General features: G+C 45.4%; 16 protein-coding genes and 1 tRNA gene. 9 read left to right on the top strand and 8 right to left on the bottom strand.

Annotation, left to right across the window (positions count from 1 at the left end; genetic code table 11):
• Nucleotides 1–168: 168 nt before the first annotated feature.
• Nucleotides 169–462 carry a winged helix-turn-helix domain-containing protein gene (locus L4D79_RS21025; protein ID WP_428654010.1) on the top strand — a complete coding sequence of 98 codons (294 nt, stop codon included), beginning with the start codon at nucleotides 169–171 and terminating at the stop codon, nucleotides 460–462.
• 20 nt (nucleotides 463–482) lie between these two features.
• Here L4D79_RS21025 and L4D79_RS21020 read toward each other — a convergent pair whose 3' ends face one another.
• Complete coding sequence (locus L4D79_RS21020; RefSeq protein WP_428654008.1) at nucleotides 483–836, bottom strand: YajD family HNH nuclease; 354 nt, start codon at nucleotides 834–836, stop codon at nucleotides 483–485.
• Between the two features lie 348 nt (nucleotides 837–1,184).
• Between L4D79_RS21020 and L4D79_RS21015 the strand changes: the two genes are divergently transcribed.
• The 4 genes from L4D79_RS21015 (at nucleotide 1,185) to L4D79_RS21000 (ending at nucleotide 7,008) form a co-directional block, all read left to right on the top strand.
• Entirely contained in the window at nucleotides 1,185–1,844 is a 660-nt protein-coding gene (locus tag L4D79_RS21015; RefSeq protein WP_428654006.1) for a DUF2760 domain-containing protein, read from the top strand.
• Nucleotides 1,844–3,676 (top strand): Hsp70 family protein, encoded by a 1,833-nt coding sequence (locus L4D79_RS21010; protein ID WP_428654005.1) that lies wholly within the window; start codon nucleotides 1,844–1,846, stop codon nucleotides 3,674–3,676. Before L4D79_RS21015 ends, L4D79_RS21010 begins: the two co-directional genes overlap by 1 nt.
• Nucleotides 3,677–3,860: 184 nt before the next feature.
• Entirely contained in the window at nucleotides 3,861–6,695 is a 2,835-nt protein-coding gene (locus tag L4D79_RS21005) for an Hsp70 family protein (protein ID WP_428654002.1), read from the top strand.
• A gap of 109 nt (nucleotides 6,696–6,804) precedes the next feature.
• Nucleotides 6,805–7,008 carry a helix-turn-helix domain-containing protein gene (locus L4D79_RS21000; RefSeq protein ID WP_428654000.1) on the top strand — a complete coding sequence of 68 codons (204 nt, stop codon included), beginning with the start codon at nucleotides 6,805–6,807 and terminating at the stop codon, nucleotides 7,006–7,008.
• Between the two features lie 85 nt (nucleotides 7,009–7,093).
• On the opposite strand, the gene L4D79_RS20995 is transcribed toward L4D79_RS21000, so the two are convergent.
• From L4D79_RS20995 to L4D79_RS20985, 3 genes are all read right to left on the bottom strand, one after another.
• Complete coding sequence (locus tag L4D79_RS20995) at nucleotides 7,094–7,939, bottom strand: ABC transporter (RefSeq protein ID WP_428653997.1); 846 nt, start codon at nucleotides 7,937–7,939, stop codon at nucleotides 7,094–7,096.
• Nucleotides 7,936–8,790, bottom strand: a complete 855-nt coding sequence (locus L4D79_RS20990) for an ABC transporter ATP-binding protein (protein ID WP_428653995.1) — start codon at nucleotides 8,788–8,790, stop codon at nucleotides 7,936–7,938. Before L4D79_RS20990 ends, L4D79_RS20995 begins: the two co-directional genes overlap by 4 nt.
• 328 nt (nucleotides 8,791–9,118) lie before the next feature.
• On the bottom strand, nucleotides 9,119–9,448 hold the full coding sequence (locus L4D79_RS20985; RefSeq protein ID WP_428653993.1) for a hypothetical protein: 330 nt from the start codon (nucleotides 9,446–9,448) through the stop codon (nucleotides 9,119–9,121).
• Nucleotides 9,449–9,997: 549 nt separating this feature from the next.
• Between L4D79_RS20985 and L4D79_RS20980 the strand changes: the two genes are divergently transcribed.
• The 3 genes from L4D79_RS20980 to L4D79_RS20970 all read left to right on the top strand — a co-directional run bounded on the left by L4D79_RS20980 (nucleotide 9,998) and on the right by L4D79_RS20970 (nucleotide 13,056).
• A tRNA-Pro gene (locus L4D79_RS20980) sits at nucleotides 9,998–10,074 on the top strand.
• Between the two features lie 335 nt (nucleotides 10,075–10,409).
• Nucleotides 10,410–11,087: a SanA/YdcF family protein gene (locus tag L4D79_RS20975; RefSeq protein ID WP_428653991.1), complete on the top strand. Its 678-nt coding sequence runs from the start codon at nucleotides 10,410–10,412 to the stop codon at nucleotides 11,085–11,087.
• 598 nt (nucleotides 11,088–11,685) lie between these two features.
• Nucleotides 11,686–13,056, top strand: a complete 1,371-nt coding sequence (locus L4D79_RS20970; RefSeq protein ID WP_428653989.1) for an SLC13 family permease — start codon at nucleotides 11,686–11,688, stop codon at nucleotides 13,054–13,056.
• Between the two features lie 55 nt (nucleotides 13,057–13,111).
• Here the strand turns inward: L4D79_RS20970 and L4D79_RS20965 are convergent, their stop codons facing one another.
• Complete coding sequence (locus L4D79_RS20965) at nucleotides 13,112–14,092, bottom strand: Gfo/Idh/MocA family protein (protein WP_428653987.1); 981 nt, start codon at nucleotides 14,090–14,092, stop codon at nucleotides 13,112–13,114.
• A 156-nt stretch (nucleotides 14,093–14,248) separates the two neighbouring features.
• On the opposite strand from L4D79_RS20965, the gene L4D79_RS20960 reads away from it, so the two are divergent.
• A complete protein-coding gene (locus tag L4D79_RS20960; RefSeq protein ID WP_428653985.1) occupies nucleotides 14,249–15,319 on the top strand; it encodes a ketoacyl-ACP synthase III in 1,071 nt (356 codons plus the stop codon).
• Nucleotides 15,320–15,644: 325 nt separating this feature from the next.
• On the opposite strand, the gene L4D79_RS20955 is transcribed toward L4D79_RS20960, so the two are convergent.
• The 3 genes from L4D79_RS20955 to nagK all read right to left on the bottom strand — a co-directional run bounded on the left by L4D79_RS20955 (nucleotide 15,645) and on the right by nagK (nucleotide 19,506).
• A complete protein-coding gene (locus L4D79_RS20955; RefSeq protein WP_428653983.1) occupies nucleotides 15,645–16,817 on the bottom strand; it encodes a GGDEF domain-containing protein in 1,173 nt (390 codons plus the stop codon).
• Nucleotides 16,818–17,204: 387 nt separating this feature from the next.
• Nucleotides 17,205–18,452, bottom strand: a complete 1,248-nt coding sequence (locus L4D79_RS20950) for a DEAD/DEAH box helicase (protein WP_428653981.1) — start codon at nucleotides 18,450–18,452, stop codon at nucleotides 17,205–17,207.
• A gap of 145 nt (nucleotides 18,453–18,597) precedes the next feature.
• Nucleotides 18,598–19,506 carry an N-acetylglucosamine kinase gene (nagK, locus tag L4D79_RS20945; RefSeq protein ID WP_428653979.1) on the bottom strand — a complete coding sequence of 303 codons (909 nt, stop codon included), beginning with the start codon at nucleotides 19,504–19,506 and terminating at the stop codon, nucleotides 18,598–18,600.
• Nucleotides 19,507–19,653: the final 147 nt, after the last annotated feature.

Genomic DNA, 19,653 nt, shown 5'->3' with positions numbered 1-19,653 from the left:
ATGGATACTAATAACTCTAGCTAGCTTCCGAGAAATTGATAACTTGATGAGATTAAAAACCCTTGATGAGACCCCGTCGTATAACCTGCACAGGCAATCTCAGGTATATCCTTGGTAAGTATAATGCTAGGGTGATAGGTAACTAATTGTTTGAAAAGGAGTCATGGAATGACTATCAGCAAAACAAAATCAAGCTTTTACCGACGGATGTATATCGCACACCTGATTGATTCAGGGGTAGCAACCGTACCAGGTATTATTGAGTACACAGGCATGCCACGGCGAACGGCTCAAGATACTATCAAAAGTCTGGCCGATCTTGATATTGTGTGTACCTTCATGCAAACAAAAGGTGAGCGCAATCGCAGTGGGAAATATGTAATAGAAAGCTGGGGGGCGATCAACAAAGCGTGGATCGCCGAAAATATTGCTGAAATAAAATCGGTTCTGAATTACCCATAATCACAGCAAGTTGTAGCAGGTTACTTTTTCTTGTTCATCATTGCTTTGAGATCAGCAAATGGATTAAACGTCGCGGCTTGGTGATCATCCTCACCCGCTTTCACCACGCTGCCCATTTGGTTGTCGTGTTCAGTATATTTCTCATGTTCATGGTCATGGCAGAACAAGCAGAGCAACTCCCAATTACTCCCATCTTCTGGGTTGTTGGTATGATCATGATCGACATGGTGTACTGTCAGTTCACGCAGGTTTGAATAGACAAACTCACGGGTACAGCGGCCACACACCCAAGGGTATAGTTTCAGCGCTTTTTCTCGGTAGCCCTGCTCTTGTCGAGCATACGCCGCACTGGTTCCATAAAAATCAGAAGACATTTTCTCACCTAGGATTGATTTTGGTTTCGACGCTAGTCTAAAGGATTTCACATTGTCGTGCTGCTAAACAATAGGAAATTCATGAATAGTCTCACTGAATGAAACATTTTGCGCTAAAAATGAAAGCTATGATTGTTAAAAATAACAGGTTAAAACAGTGTATCATTTTCTAAAAGGCTAAATGACAGAGTAATGTCAATGTTAATTGGTGCTAAATTAAGCGACAAGACAGCTAAATGCTTAATAGAGGGCAAAAAAATCCCCCCCTTGGATGTAATGCACCTTGATTATGATAATATTCGCCTTAATTTGTGGATTAAACTCTCACTCATATAGAGAAGACGACATATGGCTTTTGATTTTTCTGAATTAACTGTGGACTTATCGGCGATGCCGACAACGATTGATATGGGACATGCTTGGCTGGGCGGTTTAGTGCTCATCATGCTGGTACTTTATATCTCTAAAAAAGGTAAACCGGTCGAAGTCGAGAAAGTTGTTGAGAAAGAAGTCGAGAAAATCGTTGAGGTTGAAAAACCTGTCGAGAAAATCGTCGAGGTCGAGAAAGTTGTTGAAGTTGAAAAGATCGTAGAAAAGATTGTTGAAGTTGAGCCTAAGCTTAAAACATCGACACCAGATGCGGCGCTACAGCTTCTTTCCCTGCTTCAGCAAGAGGCACGATTTATCGACTTCATGCAAGAAGATCTCAAAGGTTTCAGCGATGCTGAAATCGGTGCTGCTGCCCGTGTTATTCATGAAGGCGGCCAGAAAGTACTATCCGAATACTTCAGCTTTGCCCCTGTACGTGCCGAAGAAGAAGAAACACGTATTACATTACCAAAAGGCTTCAATGCTTCTGAAGTTCGCCTAACAGGTAATGTTGTTGGCGAAGCGCCATTTACCGGAACCCTAATCCACCGCGGCTGGAAAGTGACTGACATTAAACTGCCAAAACTGGCTGAAGGTCACGATGCGAATATTGTTGCCGCCGCTGAGGTAGAACTGTGATGCAAGAAATTCAAGAACACCGTTACAGTGTTGGTATCGACCTTGGTACCACTCACTGCGTATTATCTTATGTTGACCTGCAAGACGAAGACGCTAGCGTCAATGTCATGCCAATTGCCCAGTTAACAACACCAGGTAATGTTGAAGAAAAAAGCCAGCTACCCTCCTTCATGTACCAAGCTCACGAATCAGAGCTAGCTGAAGGTGATACGGCACTACCGTGGTCAGCACAACCCAATGCGATTGTCGGTGCAATGGCCCGTGGTCTTGGTAGCAAAACCCCTATTCGCTTGATCGCCAGTGCAAAAAGTTGGCTATGCCACGGTGGTGTAAACCGTCGTGATGCCTTCCTGCCTTTAAATAGCCCGGAAGAAGTTGCGAAGGTATCACCGGTTGAAGCGACACGCCAATACCTTGCCCACCTTGCCGAGGCATGGAACCATCAACACCCAGAGACACCGTTGTTTGATCAGGACGTTACTATTACCGTTCCTGCATCATTTGATCCAGCAGCGCGCGATTTAACAGCAGAAGCAGCCCGTGAAGTCGGCTTCAAGCACATGACGTTGCTTGAAGAGCCTCAGGCTGCTGTTTACAGCTGGCTAAAGAACAACGACGACACTTGGCGCGATCAAGTTTCTGTCGGCGACGTTATTCTGGTTGTCGATATCGGCGGTGGTACGACTGACTTATCTTTGGTCGCAGTGACTGAAGAAGAAGGTAACCTAACGCTAAACCGCGTTGCTGTTGGGGATCATATCCTTCTTGGCGGCGATAATATGGATCTTGCCCTTGCCTACCGCTTGAAGATGAAGCTGGCGCAAGAAGGCAAGCAACTTCAGCCATGGCAAATCCAAGCGATCACACATGCTTGTCGTGACGCCAAAGAAGCCTTACTAAGTGATGCAGAGCTTCAAGCCGTACCCATTGTCGTGCCTAGCCGTGGTTCAAAACTGCTTGGTGGTACGCTGCAAACTGAGCTTACCCAAGAAGAAGTACAGCAGACGCTGGTTGAAGGTTTCTTCCCACGCAACACTATCGAGCAGCACCCAGTAGAAATGCAGCGCGGCGCACTGACGCAAATGGGTCTTCCGTATGCCCAAGATGCCGCAGTTTCACGCCATGTTGCAGGCTTCCTTAGCCGTCAATCTTCTGCGGTTGATGAACTGTTTGAAAAGTATGACCAGCTACATGAAGGCTTTATCCGCCCTACAGCTATCCTGTTCAACGGTGGTGTACTGAAGTCAGATTTACTTTCTGAACGTTTGCTTTCCATCATCAACAGCTGGCTAACAGCGGCTGATAGCCCGGAAGCAAAACTGCTGGAAGGCCTTGACCTTGATCTTGCGGTTGCAAGCGGTGCGTCTTACTACGGCTCTGTTCGTAAGGGTAAAGGTGTTCGTATCCGTGGTGGTATCGCTAGCAGCTACTATGTGGGCATCGAAAGTGCCATGCCTGCTATCCCAGGTATGGAACCGCCACTAGAAGCACTTTGTGTTGCACCTTTCGGTATGGAAGAAGGTACTCACGCTGACGTACCAAGCCGCGAATTCGGCTTGGTTATTGGCCAGCCGGTACAATTCAAGTTCTTCGGCTCAACGGTACGCCGTGATGACCCAGCGGGTACCCATCTTGATTGGTGGCAGCCAGAAGAACTGGAAGAACTACCAGCGATTCAAGTTACGCTACCAGTTTCTGAAGGCCGCACAGCAGGCGAGATTGTCCCAGTTCGCCTTTCATCTCGTGTTACCGAACTAGGTACCCTCTGCCTTGAAGCCACACCGACCGATGGTGGTCAAAAGTGGCAAGTCGAATTCGACGTTCGCGATTAATAACATATTGTTATCTAATAACGGTGCCTTGGGGCGCCGTTTTTTTTGGCTATAAGAAAGCAATATATTATTGAAATCAAAGATTTGATCATAAAGATAAAGCCTTCATTAATGCACTCAATGTCCTTTTGGGATACTATCAGAAACCTTAAAAAGTATTAAAACAACACGTCTGGAGTATTGCATGACTTCTCCTCGCTACCTTGTCGGTATTGATCTCGGAACAACTCATACGGTTGTCGCTTACACGCCGATTTCAGATAACCTAGAATCGAGCCCAATCGAGATTTTTGAAATAGACCAACTTATCGCCCCTGGCGAGGTCGCACGTAAACCTCTTCTGCCTTCATTTCGTTATCACCCTGCCACAGGTGAGATTGACCCATCGTTAATGGTATTGCCATGGGATCTCGACCCCGTCGACGGCGATATAAAACATGCTATTGTCGGTGAGCTTGCCAGAGAAATGGGAGCAAAGGTTGAAGGCCGCCAAGTTGTCAGTGCTAAAAGCTGGCTATCACATACCGGTGTCGACAGAACCGAAGCGATTCTCCCTTGGTCTTCCAACAGCAGTGTCGAGAAAGTCTCACCGGTCATCGCCAGTGCCAGTTACCTCAACCATGTACGCCAAGCATGGGACTACCACCATCCAAGTGACAAGCTGAAAAATCAGGAAGTCGTGATCACCGTACCGGCCTCTTTCGATGAAGGGGCACGAGCATTAACGTTGGAAGCTGCAAAACTGGCTGGCTTTGGCGATATCCTCCTACTCGAAGAACCTCAGGCTGTCTGCTACGACTGGTATGCTAAAAACAAAAACCAAGCCGAAGAGCTACTTAAAGATATTCCATTATTAATGGTCTGCGATGTGGGCGGTGGTACCACTGATTTGAGCTTAATTAAAGTCGGTACCAAGGATGACAAACTCACCCTAGACCGGATTGGTGTGGGTGATCACCTTATGCTCGGTGGTGACAACATTGACCTTGCCCTCGCCCACCTTGCCGAACAGCGTCTGCATGGCGCCAGTAAGAAATTAAGTGCTTCTGGCCTGTCTAAGCTCATCCAACAAACACGTAAAGTCAAAGAGCAACTGTTATCGGGCAACGCCCCTGATACCGCTAAGGTTACCATGCTGGGCAGTGGCTCTCGCTTGATTGGCGGTGCTAAGAGTATTGATATGACGCGTGATGAAGTCCACCAGATCGCACTGGACGGCTTCTTCCCTCAAACCGACTTTAGCGATCAGCCAAGCCATCGCCAAGCCGCAGTTATCGAGTTCGGTTTACCCTATGCTGCAGATCCGGCCATCAGCAAACACCTTGCCCAGTTCATTGCCTTGCATGATTCTGTCTGCCGAGAGTCCCTTAAAGGTACAGCCCAAGCCCCTGCCGCTGAACAACCAGCGATTCCGGTTGCTGTATTGCTCAATGGTGGTGTATTCAATAGCCCGCTGTTATCTAACCGAGTGCTGGATACCTTCTCTCACTGGAAAGGTGACAACGTCACCCAGCTAGATAACCCTCACCCCGATCTTGCTGTCGCTTATGGTGCGGTCGCCTATGCTAAAGCCCGTCACGGTGCGCAGCTTAAAATTGGTGGAGGCTCCGCCCGTTCGTTCTTCTTAGTACTTGAGAATAAGAAGCGCGAAAAACAAGGGTTATGCCTGCTGCCAAAAGGGATTGATGAAAGTACCGAAATTCGCCTTAAAGATCGCAAGTTCGCGCTTACGCTCGGTGAACCAGTGCGCTTTAACCTGGTTTCATCAACTGATGATAGCCACACCCAAGCCGGTGAGATCTTTACCATTGATGAAGAGAGCTTTGTTTCGCTACCGCCTTTCATCGCCACGTTAGACAGTGACCGTGATCGTGCTGAACTTGCAGCCAACCAGAAAGACCGTGAAGAAGTCACTCTCGCCTGCCAGTTGACGGAAGTGGGTACCTTACAGCTCGAGTGTGTCAGCATCCACGATGACAATAAGCGCTGGAAAGTCGAATTCGCTATCCGTAAGGATTTGGCCAAACTCAGCCGCGAGGGTGGCAATTCAACCCTTGCCGAATCAGCACTGCCTGCTCGCATGGATGATGCCATCGCCCTTGTAAAACAGGCTTACGGTGGGAGTACTAAGAACAATGATCCTAAAACCATCAAAACATTGCGTAGCCAGCTTGAGAAAACACTTGGTAAGCGCGACAACTGGGAAACGCCTTGTCTAAGGGAGCTGGCTAATGCGCTTCTCGATAGCAAGAAACGCCGTCGCCGTTCTGATTTACATGAAAGGAACTGGCTAAAACTGACGGGGTTCACCATGCGCCCAGGTTTTGGCTATCCTTCTGATGAATGGCGTATGGAGCAAGTCTGGCAGCTTTACCAACACGGTATTCAATCTAGCACTAGCACGCAAACTTGGAGCGACTGGTGGACGTTCTGGCGCCGTATTGCTGGAGGCCTGAGCCAAGAGCAACAATTGGTTATTTACAAGGACATTGCGAAATACATCAATCCATCGGCAAGCCGCAACAGCAAGCTCGCTAAGGAGCTGCAAGAACGCAGCTACGAAGATATGGTGCGATTAGCCGCTAGTTTAGAAAACTTACCTTTTGACAAAAAACTTCAACTTATTGAGTGGATCTTTGGTCGACTGCAAAAAACACAATATTCTCAGGCGCACTGGTGGGCAATCGGTCGTATTGCAACGCGCAGTCCTTTCTATGGAAGTGCACATAATTTGCTCACACCGCAACACGTCGCATACTGCTTACCAGAGCTGATGGACTTCGACTGGCGCAAGGATCCAAACATCGCTTTTGCCGCTGTAATGATGTCTAGAATGACCGGAGACCGAACTTTGGATATTGACGAAAATAACCGAAATGACGTCATTTTGAAGCTAAAATCCAGCAAAGCGCCAGAAAGTTGGATAGAAATGGTATCGACCGTCAAGGTCTTGACAGAGAGTGAAACTAAGCGCGTATTCGGTGATGCACTACCAACAGGATTACGCTTAATCGATTAAGGTTCTGTTAGGGTTCAGCTGGTAATCTCATCAATCATAAATGAGAACTAACTTTTATTCCTTAGAGATTTCCTCGGGGAATGTTTTTTGCCTAGCGAGTACACAACACATGAACCGTTCACAATATAAAATTATCGCACAGCGGATTTTTAAATCTGACAATCAGCGCATTGCCGTTGAGGCTGTAATCTTCGAAGGTCTTTCTAGCTATGAAGCTGAAAAGCGCTTCGACGTACCAAAAGGTACACTTTCACGCAACGTGCGTAAATACAAGCGTGAGGTTGAATACCTAAACACGGTTGTAGCGGCTTAGTTAGCCCGCTTTAAATCTAAAAAACGGAGAATGATGACATTCTCCGTTTTTTTATGCGTGGTTTTTGATATGTTACTTCCTGAGGCTACATCATACGCAACTTATCATCACGCCCCCTGAGCCAGCTACTCATCAAGTACAAACCAACACCCACACCGAGCATGACGAGATGAGAAACAAAACCGAACTCAGAAAATACCGCATATGCTGACGAACCCGTCAAAATAGAAAATGGCAGACCATAGATTTCTGACAATACCGCGCCAGCTTCGCTCGATCCTGTCGCCTGAAACATTGCAATTTTAAACAAGATCACCGTCAGAATCGCGGCAAGCAATGGGTATCTTGTCAACTGCGATAAAGCCATAAGCCCCGCACCAATAGGGAAAAGAGCAATACTCATCAAAGTTAAACGGCCAAGAAATTCAAACCAATGACCGACTAGGTTCGCCACAGAGATCCCCCAGCTCAACATCATATCTTGGGGCAGCCATAAGGTCGCCATTATCCAAACCATAAAATCAGCCGCCATCATTAAGGCTGCAGCAATCAACGGAATGACAACGAGTGCAAAAATTAATTTAACGGCGATGGCTTGATAATCCGAGACTGGCATTGAGCGCCAGAATAACAAGCTCCCCTCTTGTTTCTCTTTACGTAACGTTTTAGGCACATAGATAAAAAACAATACGAGGTATACAATTCCGGCAACCACCTCATTGAGCTTACCGACTAAACCGGCAAATGTTCCTTGTGCAATCCCCCAATCAATAACACCCTGACCAGTAGACTGCATTGAAAAAGAAACATTGTCCCCTTTCATTACAAAGATAAAATTGACAATGGCAAAGGCCAACAAAAGAAGCGGTAGGCGAATCACAATACGATACTCAATCAGCTCTTTCTCGAGCAACGTTAACCACGCTTTCATGCTTCCTCCTGCTGTAAGGCAATGAACACCTCAGAAAGAGAAGGCTCACTGACCTCCCCTAGCACCGACAGCTTTTCAACTTTTACATTTTCATAAATATACACCGACTCTTTTACCCCTTGTTGTATATAAAGGGGCCTTGCCGCTTCAGCTTGACGCTTATTTTCTTCGCTAACGACAACTTTTTGAAAACGGCCTTGGAGTGCATCAGCTGCACCGCTCATCACCGCTTTACCTTTCTTCAAGATCAGTATATCAGTTAAAAGGTGGGCGACTTCATCAACTTCATGACTGGCAATAATCATCGAGCGCTCACCCTGCTTGAGCCATTCGACCAACTGATTATAAAAACGTTCTCTAAACATTAAGTCCAAACCAAGGGTCGGTTCATCCAAAATGAGTAAGCGGACATCGGCAGACATTACCAATGCCAAATGCAGCTGTACCTTCATACCTTTTGACAGGCGGCCAATTTTAGTTGATAACTGGATATCGGTCTGTGATAAATACTTTTTGGCTAATTCAAGATTAAAATTGGGATGGACTCCCGCACTGTATTTCACAATTTGTTTTACTGTCATCCATTCGGGAAGCACGGCGACATCAGAAAGGTAAGCTAGGTCACGAACAATCGCTACCCGTTCTTTCATTGGTTCAAGACCGAAAACACTCAATGTGCCCTCATATTCATGCGCGCCGAGTAGGCATTTAATAAGCGATGACTTTCCTGCGCCGTTATGCCCTAAGATGCCTAACACCTGTCCAGGTGTAATTGTAAAATTAACACCCATCAGAGCACGGAACTTACCGTAGCTTTTTCCAAGCTGGTGTGCATTTACCAACGTATCCACTATTTAACCTTTTCGCTTATTGTCTATTTCTACATAAGCATACTATCAGGTTCGCAATAGCCCTAATACACTTTGTTACCTGTAAGGTCAGATACGAGTGTATGTATTTGCTGGCATTAATACAGAGGACAGCCGCGGGAATGTGGCATAAAGAAAATGTGCCAATTAAATAATCGACACATTAAAGAGGTATTCTGCGGTTTCACTCTCGTTACATCAGAGTGAACATGTCCTAAACATCGCTATGTTCAGGACGTCGTTATATTAACCCTGCACATTCAAAATGAACGCAAGTTAATGTCGACAAATAAGAGTTCAAAAAGCGGTTTTATTCTTCGATTTTTCCAACAAGTTCTTCCGGTTCAACACCGTCTTTTTCCATCAGAGCCAGAATTTCCATCATTCGAACCTGACGGGCTTCATCTTTAAACTCATGGAGAACAGCAATAAGATTGTTAATTTTGTGCAAAGGCATACGTTTAATCACGGCCTTTTGGCGTCCAGGCACCTCATCTGCAAAATCGATAAGCACTTGACGGTAGTCAACACGTTCTTCTTTTGTTACAACACCGGTTTTTGTATCAACTTTTACAGTTTTCGCTTCAACACTATTAAGCATTGCTGATAACGCTTTTTCAGCAGCTGCAAAGTTATCCATCAATATTACCTCTTAAATTGAATATCATGCATTAAGGCACCAGTTAATAACTGGGCTATTCAGCAATGTAATGATGATATGCAAATAACATTCAAATGATTTTACCTTGCATCAAGAGCAAGAAATTCTTTTCATATTGGACCACAATCAATGCAGCACATAGGTTGTCAGAAGCAATGAGTGGCAATCGTTAGGAACTACAAAGGGTAGATGCGCTGATAATACCTCTTGTTAGGATCCTTGTGAACATAAATTTAAGGAAATTATCAAATATTCAGCAAACAGCAGGGTTTTTCTGCATATAGACATTGTGGACTAGGGGGCAGACTTTAGCAAATTAATCCACAAGCAGTCTTTATATTTATCCCTTCCCCCTCAAAACAACGCCCACTGAACCTAGCACCTTGAGGTAACTTAGGAATAAGTTACATTAAGAGCAATAATGAGAGGTGGGTATTATTTTGAGACCTTAACCCTATTGCATTAGGGCCTTTGTATTGTAAACTTTGTCACATCAATAGCTAACATAATGAATATAAAGCTTTTTGGCGGACATTAGCGCAGCTTGGTAGCGCACTACTCTGGGGGAGTAGGGGTCGCTGGTTCGAATCCAGTATGTCCGACCAAAACGTTTTACCCTTGCCATTAGCCCGCAGCACCGTCGGTACCGTGCCATAATAAAGACTGTATTGACGCTTATTTAACACAACACATTCAATGAATTAGGTTAAACTACTCAAGCGTACTCGCTAAGCTATTGACGTCCTTCTGATGAGTGAAAACCTCTTACGTTGATTTTTTATATCAAGCCGAGGTATCTTCAAAGATTAGGCGCATCGCTACATTGTTTTAAGCGCTCTTAGCAACACAAGGGATTTAACAAGCACATGTTTTTTTTCGTTAGCCAAAAGCATACTGTATGTCTGGCCTCCTTCTCCGTCACCCGAATAACCGAAATGCTATGAAGTTATTTAATATCATACGCTTAGCTGCCATTAGCTGCATTCTGCTCGTGTCATCTATTTTGTTGATCGACCGCTGGTTCTCCGATCAAGCCTCGCCTCGTATCTTTGATAACATTCAAGCCACCCCTGCCCGCTCTGTTGGCCTAGTGCTAGGTACCAGCAAATATATAGCAAAATCACTTAACCCCTATTACCAATATCGAATAGATGCTGCTCGACAATTATATAAAGAAGGGAAGATCAATGTATTGTTGCTCAGTGGTGATAACGCCCATCGCTCATACAACGAGCCGTGGACCATGAAGCGTGATTTGCTTAAAGCCGGTATACCCGATCAAGACATCGTGCTCGACTATGCCGGGTTCCGTACTTTGGATTCTGTGGTAAGGGCAAAAAGTGTTTTCGACGCTAACCATTTTGTCATTATTACCCAGCGCTTTCACTGCGAGCGAGCGTTGTTTATTGCCGACCGAAATGAAATTGATGCAATTTGCCTAGCCGTTCCAGAACCCAAAGGCATGGCCGGATTAAAAATTCGCACTCGGGAGGTGCTTGCCAGGATCAAGGCGGTTATCGATGTATACGTTCTTGATATGCAACCGAAGTTTTCCGGCCCCAAAGAGCCGATAGAGAAAGAGCCCCTTGAATTTGAAGGCCCCAACCTTCCGAAATAAACAGTAACCCGATATCAATTCGATTACTTGTATACCCAAGTGACTTCAAGTTACAGGATTGAGATTCCGAAGAGCAAGTTTACTTGGGTATAATAAATAGCTTAGGGACAGGCTGAGTCTGATTGCCCTTTGGCATGCTATCAAACGACTTAATAAATTTTTCTCTTACATTGCGCACATGCAACTGGGCATCCTGCCTAACGCGCTTTTGAATTCCTTGCCGTTTCATATTACCTGCCAAAATGAGATCAATTATTCTTCACATTACATTGAAATATGATACATCTAGCATAAAGGCAGGAAAACAGGCATAGACCCCCACTATTTGTCATTTAGAGCGATATCACAGACTGCTACAAATTTCGGCCAGTTCCGCATCACTATGGCGATTTAGTGGATGTTACTCCATAAATAAATGGGTGACTTTATACTCATTCACACTTTACAGCCTCACACTTCAATCAATCAAAACGCCAAGTGACCAACAAATAGACATCTCACTATTAACAAATCAGAACCAGTTGTTAACATTCACCTCGAGTCAACTTAATGCAAAAGATTGCACTAGATAACTATAATCAGATGAAAGGAAACAACTATGACAGCCTTGACGATGACACTACGCAAGTGGCTGTTTGACCGGAACAGTATTATTCTTCTGGCAGACATAGCCCTCTTTACCCTACTTTTGAATACCCTACCTTTTGAAAAAGACGTGGTCGTTGGCCTCAGTATTCTTGCTTTCGTTGCAGTACTTTGGCTAACAGAAGCACTGCACGTTAGTATTACGGCAATTTTGGTCCCTATTCTGGCCGTCGGCTTTGATATATTCCCGACTCCAGCGGCTTTAAGCAATTTTGCCAACCCGATTATCTTCCTATTCTTGGGTGGCTTTGCACTTGCAGCTGCGCTACATAAGCAAGAATTAGATAAAGCAATTGCGGATAAAGTCCTGGTTATTGCCCAAGGGCGTATGTCTGTTGCTGTATTTATGTTATTTGGCGTTTCAGCTGTACTGTCAATGTGGATCAGTAACACAGCAACGACAGCCATGATGCTTCCGCTTGTCCTTGGCGTATTGAATAAAGTGAACGCTAAGAGTGAACGCAGCACTTACGTCTTCGTACTGCTAGGTATTGCCTACTGTGCAAGTATCGGTGGTATAGCGACCGTAGTAGGCAGCCCTCCTAATGCTATCGCAGCGGCAGAAGTTGGCCTGAGCTTTACAGAGTGGATGGCATTTGGCCTACCCGTATCTATTGTATTGTTACCTGTAACGGTTGCCCTGCTTTACTTTATGCTAAAGCCAAACCTTAACCACACTTTTGAACTTGACCACAAACCTGTTGAGTGGAATAACAGCAAACTGGCAACGTTAGTCATTTTTGGCATCACGGTCATGCTTTGGATTCTCAGCAAACCAATCAATGGTATGCTCGGTGGAATAAAGAGCTTCGATACGCTGGTAGCCCTGTCAGCCATCGTCATGCTTGGTGCTTCACGCGTGGTTCAGTGGAAAGATATCGAGAAATCAACCGACTGGGGCGTGTTGCTTCTGTTTGGTGGTGGTATCTGTCTGAGTAATGTTCTAAAAGCCACTGGCACCAGTGTCTTCCTAGCACACAGCCTAAGTGGCTTCCTAGAGCAAGCGGGACTATTCTTCACTATTTTGGTCATTGCTGGCTTCGTGGTCTTCCTCACAGAATTTGCCAGCAACACCGCAAGTGCTGCACTGCTGGTACCTGTATTTGCAACAGTCGCTGAGGCCCTAGGTGTCTCACCGGTTATTCTGTCTGCCTTAATTGCCGTCGCTGCTTCTTGTGCATTCATGCTGCCAGTTGCGACGCCTCCGAATGCCATTGTGTTCGGCTCTGGACACATCAAACAGTCTGACATGATGAAGGTGGGTATATATTTGAACGTTCTTTGTATCGCTGTACTTTCCGCGCTTGCCTATCTGTTCTGGTAATCAAACTCAAATAAAAAGGGTGGTCATATGACCACCCTTTTTCATTGTGACTCGTTTATACCTCATCTGCCGGAAAACGCACACCTATAATGGCACGAGCCTGCGTTGTAATAGCACTGACTATCTGGCTACGGATCAGGCCTTCATGGGTAACGGCGCCAGCGTTTAATAAACGGGCAAACTCTTCAGCTTCATAGCGCATCGTATTTTCATCTTGCTCTACGGTCAAATCAACCGCAGGCTCACCACGGCGACATAACTTTACGCCATGGCATTCAGAGATAAAATCAATCAACAATGTCCCCTGCTCACCTTGGATCTCGCTCGCAATAAAGCCATCACTGACTTTTGAGTGAGCAATAGTGACATCAAAGTCCGGGTAGTGAAGTACCAATGTCCCGTGGGCATCCACGCCAGAATCTAACAACGAGCCTTGCGCCGTCATGCTAGCTGGCTCGCCAAACAGAGCAATGGCACTGCTTAGCGGATACACGCCAATATCCATCAAAGAGCCGTTTGAAAAAGCAGGATTAAATGTATTTGGGTTTTCGCCATTTAAATATTTCTGATAACGAGAAGAATATTGGCAATAAGATAAATACACTTTTCGTAAGCGCCCAAGCTTAGTTAACGCTTTTTTTATCACCTCGAAGTTAGGTACATAGGTTGCCTTCATCGCTTCGAATAACAATACTTGTTTCTCTGTTGCAAGCTCCACCAGCTCCTGAACTTCAGTAATATTTGATGCCAAGGGCTTTTCACCGATAACATGCTTGCCTGCTTTGATAAAGACTTTGGCTTGCGGGCCATGCAGTGAATTAGGGCTGGCAATGTAAACCGCATCAATCACATCACTGTTTGCAAGATCGTCTAATGAGTCATAACATTCTACTTGCCCATACTTGCTGGCGAACTCCGACGCTTTGTCCAGTGTTCGGGAATAAACCGCCGTCAACTGGTACTGACCGGTTGATAATGCGGCGCTGATAAAGCGATCCGTAATCCAGTTTGTTCCGATTACACCCAAACGAATCATTGGTTATTTCCTTATGGTTATTTGCTATGTTCAGTGTAACAAATATTCATATATTGCATAAGCTCAATATCTGCATAGAGAATAACCATATTCCTTGTGTTTACAGTCAGTTATGGTTTACTTTGGTTAGGTCGAATAATAATTACGAGTGACGCTATGTACTACGCGGAAATTACCGGATGGGGCAAGTGCCTCCCTCCTACTGAGCTCAGTAATCATGAACTCAGCCAATTTGTTGAAACTTCAGATGAATGGATTCGAACTCGTACGGGTATCGAGTCTAGACGAATCAGTCATGTAAACACTTCTGATCTGGCTCGTATTGCCGGAGCTCGAGCGCTTGCTGCTGCTGGAGTCGATGCGTCTGAACTAGATTTAATCATTATTGCCACCTGCTCTCCAGATACCCTAGTGCCCAATATCGCCTCTAAAGTGCAACTCGATTTAGGGGCAACCAAAGCAGCCGCCTTTGATATGAATGCGGCCTGCACTGGGTTTCTGTATGGCCTGGAAACAGCAACCAAAATGATTCAGGCTGGTAACTATCAACATGTTCTGGTTGTTGGCGCTGAACGCCTTTCATGGTATCTCGACTGGAGCCAGCGCGATACTGCTGTACTCTTTGGTGACGGAGCAGGTGCTGCGGTTTTAAGCCGTTCAACACAGCATTCAGGACTGCTTGATGCGCAACTGGGATGTGATCCAGAAGGAAGGGATGTTCTTGCCATCCCGGAATTTGGTACAGCCATGGATCGTTTCAACCCTGACGCAGGGCATTTTGCCTTTAACTTTGTTGGCCGGGAAATTTTTCGCCGCGCGGTGCGTGGTATGGGTACTGCCGCGAATACCGTATTACAGCGCGCTAACTTAACCCAAGACGACATTGATGTGGTCATTCCTCACCAGGCAAACCAACGTATAATTGAGGCGCTGTGCGACCATGCTGGTATCCCACAAGACAAAGCCTTCCTCAATATTCACAAGTACGGCAATACATCGGCGGCAACTGTGCCTATCGCCCTATGCGAAGCCGTTGAGCAAGGGCGAATAAAACCTGGCGATACCATATTATCTGCCGCATTCGGTGCAGGCCTGACTTGGGGAGCGGCAATCATTAAATGGGGACAGCGTGTCACTCCCGTTAACAAGACTGATGTAGAGCTACCTGAATGCCACCAAACGGCGACTGAATTGCTGGAAAATGCAATCAAGCAATGTAAAAAATAACGCTATTTGCTGGATATGGATAAAACCAGCACCGTTGTGGCTGGTTTTATCAAACAGTATATACCCAAGCTACTTCAAGATGCAGGTTCAGCGAGAATTTATAAGCTTGTAGACAAGGCATTGTTTTGAAGGTCTAGTGGCTCTAAATTAAAAAACAAAAACGTAGTATACAAGCTTATAAAACTCGCCCTTAGGGAGGGGGCCAGAACATCCACTCCTTCGTTGAAGCTTTTTAAAAGGGAATGCCATTCCTGCAAACCTTCGCCTTGCATTGAATGATCTGGCAACCCTCTGAATCCAGCACCTTGAGGTAACTTGGGTATATTTATACCGTCGCTTCCTCTACCCGGTTCCTTCCCTGCTTTTTCGCCTTATACAACGCACTGTCGGCTCGCTGGATAAAGCTATCTATCTCCTCACCGTAAATGTATTCGGTTACACCGACACTACAGGTAATGTGGAGTCCGTTTGCCCATTGATAACTTTCAACAATCATCCTGACCATTTCAGCAAACTCTTTCGCTCCCCGGAGGTTGGTTGCTGGGCAAAAGATAATAAATTCTTCTCCGCCCCAACGTACAACAACATCGGTTTTTCGAGAGCGCAAGTTCAATACTCTGCCGAACTCCTTTAATACCTCATCACCACCATGGTGCCCCAAGGAATCATTGATCTTCTTGAAAAAATCGATATCGATGTAGACCATCGACAAAGCGTGGCAATTTCGTTGCGAAAAATTAACAATATCTCTTAACCAACGATCCACCGCATGACGATTTTGTGTGCCTGTTAGGTTATCGGTAAAAGCCAACTCCTTAAATGCCAAAGACTCTTGATAAAGGTGCTGGTTGGCTTGTTTGAGGTACTCTGATTTTGCCCCCATTTCACTCACCTGCTCGGCAAGACGGCGCCGCTCGGCAATCAAGAAGTAAATAGCAGCCAAGCCCCACATCAGAATGTTAAGCCGTAACAAAGCCGCTTCCGATAACCAATGACCATAAAATACTAGTCGGTTGAGCCGAATAGAATAATGTGCGGGTTTGATATAACTGCCTGTCGCAATTTCAATTTGAACTATGTTGTCAAATTGAGGCCCAGAGTTTTCAATCGGCACTTCGTAATCAGCAATCCACCAAGATAATACCTGAAACGACTTAAGTGGAATGACTTTCAGTCCATTACCCACGCCTGGCGCATATTCAATGGCATTAAATTTATAAGACACTGGGTCATCTGCTGTAGAGTAGTCTGAGTCAAAGTTACGTAGATAAATACGAAGACGCTCATCATCGATCAAGCTGTAGTAATCCACATCAATACCGATTGAATGGTATGAAGATAAGTCCAACCCATTAAGATTGTCATCCAATGACATCGATATTTCACAAAACGGCCACTTGCCCTTGTCACCGATTTCGCAATTAAGTGAAATGGACTTCCCATTATAATCAATACTTGATTGGCTGTTACCATCCTGCGCGCTATCGTCAATATTCAAGTACGTCGCATTCCTTGCATTGATACTAAGTTCCTGATCAAATCCACCGAAATAATGAAGAAGAAAAGTTAACAATGAAAACGTGAGCAGAAAATAAGCCGCTACTCGTATACGTCGTCTTAATTTGTCCACGGAATACCTACGAATACGAATGTTCAAGCATACCTATCACGGGCAGCAACATACTTGCGATGAACAACAAACAGGCAAAGTAACAGATAAGATAGCCTTCACCAAGACCCAAAATTATTAGCGCGAAATAATAACTGAAAACCAAGTTCCCAGTCACGATATTATGCTTACAAATTGAATAAAGCACCCTTGATGACACAAAAAAGCACCACTATAAGTGATGCTTATTTTTCGTTGCGAACATATTGTTTTTTGCTATTTCCGAGTTCTATTGCGACCCCGATCCTTGTGAATTTGGGATTTCGCTTTAGCCCGGCGCTTATCACCAGAGCGGCCTCGGCGACGATTCTCAGGTGGTTCGATGGAAGGGTCTGGTTCATAGCCTTCCAACCATTGCTGCGGCAATCTCGTATCCAGTAGCTCTTCAATGGCACGCAGCGCCCACTCTTCATCAAGACTCATCAGAGAAATCGCGTGCCCTGTTTGCCCCGCTCGACCAGTACGTCCAATGCGGTGTACATAATCTTCGGCTTTGAACGGCATCTCGTAGTTGATGACATACTCCAACTGCTCAATATCAATACCACGAGCAGCGACATCAGTTGCAACCAAAACCCTCGCTTTACCCGACTTAAAGTCATCCAGCGCACGTTGGCGCGCCCCTTGGCTCTTATCACCGTTGATAGACACGGCCTTAATACCGTCTTTTCCCAGCTCTTTGGCCAGTTCATCCGATCCCTGTTTGGTTTTGGTAAACACCAGCACTTGCTGCCAGTTGCGTGAACCAATTAAGTAAGCCAGCAATTCACTCTTACGGTGTTTGTCGACCGGATATACCATTTGCTCTACAGTGACCGCCGTACTATTACTTGGGGTCACTTCGATCAGCTTCGGGTCATCCAAGATATCAAATGCAAGCTTTTTAACTTGTTTGCCAAATGTCGCTGAAAAGAATGAAGTTTGACGTTCGACATGCATGCGCTTAAGAATACGCTTGATATCATCAATGAATCCCATATCCAACATGCGATCGGCTTCATCCAGGACGAGGTAGCTGATCTTGCTGAGATCAACCGTACGTACATGTGCATGGTCAAGCAATCGCCCTGGCGTCGCAACAAGAATATCGACGCCAGACTCCAATGCTTTTACCTGCACTTTCATGCTGGTTCCGCCGTAAGCAACGGCAACCTTCAGCTGTGTGTTTTTTGCATACAAGCTCAAGCTATCGAAAACCTGCTGTGCTAACTCACGGGTGGGCGTCAGGATCAAAGCTTTGACCTGCTTTGCTTCAGCTATTGTATTACTTTCTATCAGACGGTGGATCAAAGGAAGGCCAAACGCAGCGGTCTTTCCGGTTCCCGTTTGAGCACCCGCCAACACATCATGGCCAGCTAAAATTTCGGGGATAGCCTGAAGCTGTACTGGTGTTGGTTGTTCAAAACCGAGAGAAGAAACATTTTCGACGAGTTGGTTATTCAACCCCAGCGATTGGAAAGACATGCAAAATACCGACAATTTTCAAAAGAGGCAGGATTTTAGCAAAAAAGCGAGGGAAGTGTGAAACGATAAAAAGCACCGACAGTACGGTGCTTTAGTATTAACGAATAGTAACGGCAGTTTATAACCAAATAAATTGGTATCTATCTTACTTGATATTTAGGAATGCAGCACCGCGTACACCGCCAGAATCACCGTGTTTTGCTTTGATGATCTTAGGACATTTCGCTACAGACAGCAGGTACTTAGGAATACGCTTTGGCATCTCTTCGTAAATCAACTCGAAATTTGAAAGGCCGCCACCAAGTGCCACAACATGCGGATCGGCTGCTGTAAATAGGTTTGCAAAACAAATCGCAAGTAACTCCATAAAGCGCTCAACGTGCTCAACGGCTTTTGCTTCACCTTCTGCATGTGCTTTAATGATTTCGACTGCTTTCTTCTCTTCACCGTAGTAGTGCGTATAAAGCAACTCGAAGCCACGGCCAGACAAGTAACTATCCAAACAACCTTTCTTGTCACAACCACAGCCAAGCAGTGGCGCATTATCACCTAAATGGAACCATGCATCGAGCGGAAGACGAGTGTGGCCCACTTCACCTGCAACGTGGTTACGGCCTGAGAAGACTTTACCTTCATAAATAAAGCCGCCGCCAAAACCTGTGCCTAAAATAAGTCCCAGCACTGATGGCTCATCTTGAAGCTCTTCATCCCACGCTTCAGATAGCGCAAAACAGTTTGCATCGTTTTCAATTTTAACCGTACGGCCAATTTTCGCTTCAAGATCTTTACGTAGTGGCTTACCTTTTGCCGCAGGTACGTTAACCGTGAGTACAGTACCATCATCGGCATCTTCCATTCCCGGCAGGCCTAAACCGATAGTGCCCTCGCAACCAAACTCTGCATCGTATTTATTGACCAGATTTGCGATTGTCTCAACCAGCAGCTCATAGTCGCCTGTCGGGGTTGGCACACGCTCAGTGGCTACACGTTCAAGTTTTTCGTTAAACGCACCAAACTCAATTTTGGTTCCACCTACATCAAAGCCGTAGTACATCCTGCACTCCAAAAAAATAGTAAAAAAACAAAACTGAAAAAATTATCCACATATCTACACCTACAGACTGTGACGAGGTGCAGATTTAGCAGGGCTGCATGGTGCTATCTATCGCGTTTGCTGAAAGAAACATCAAAATCCCGCAAA

The organism is Photobacterium satsumensis (assembly GCF_050336935.1).
GTDB lineage: Bacteria > Pseudomonadota > Gammaproteobacteria > Enterobacterales > Vibrionaceae > Photobacterium > Photobacterium satsumensis.
This window is presented reverse-complemented; position numbering and strand designations above follow the sequence as displayed.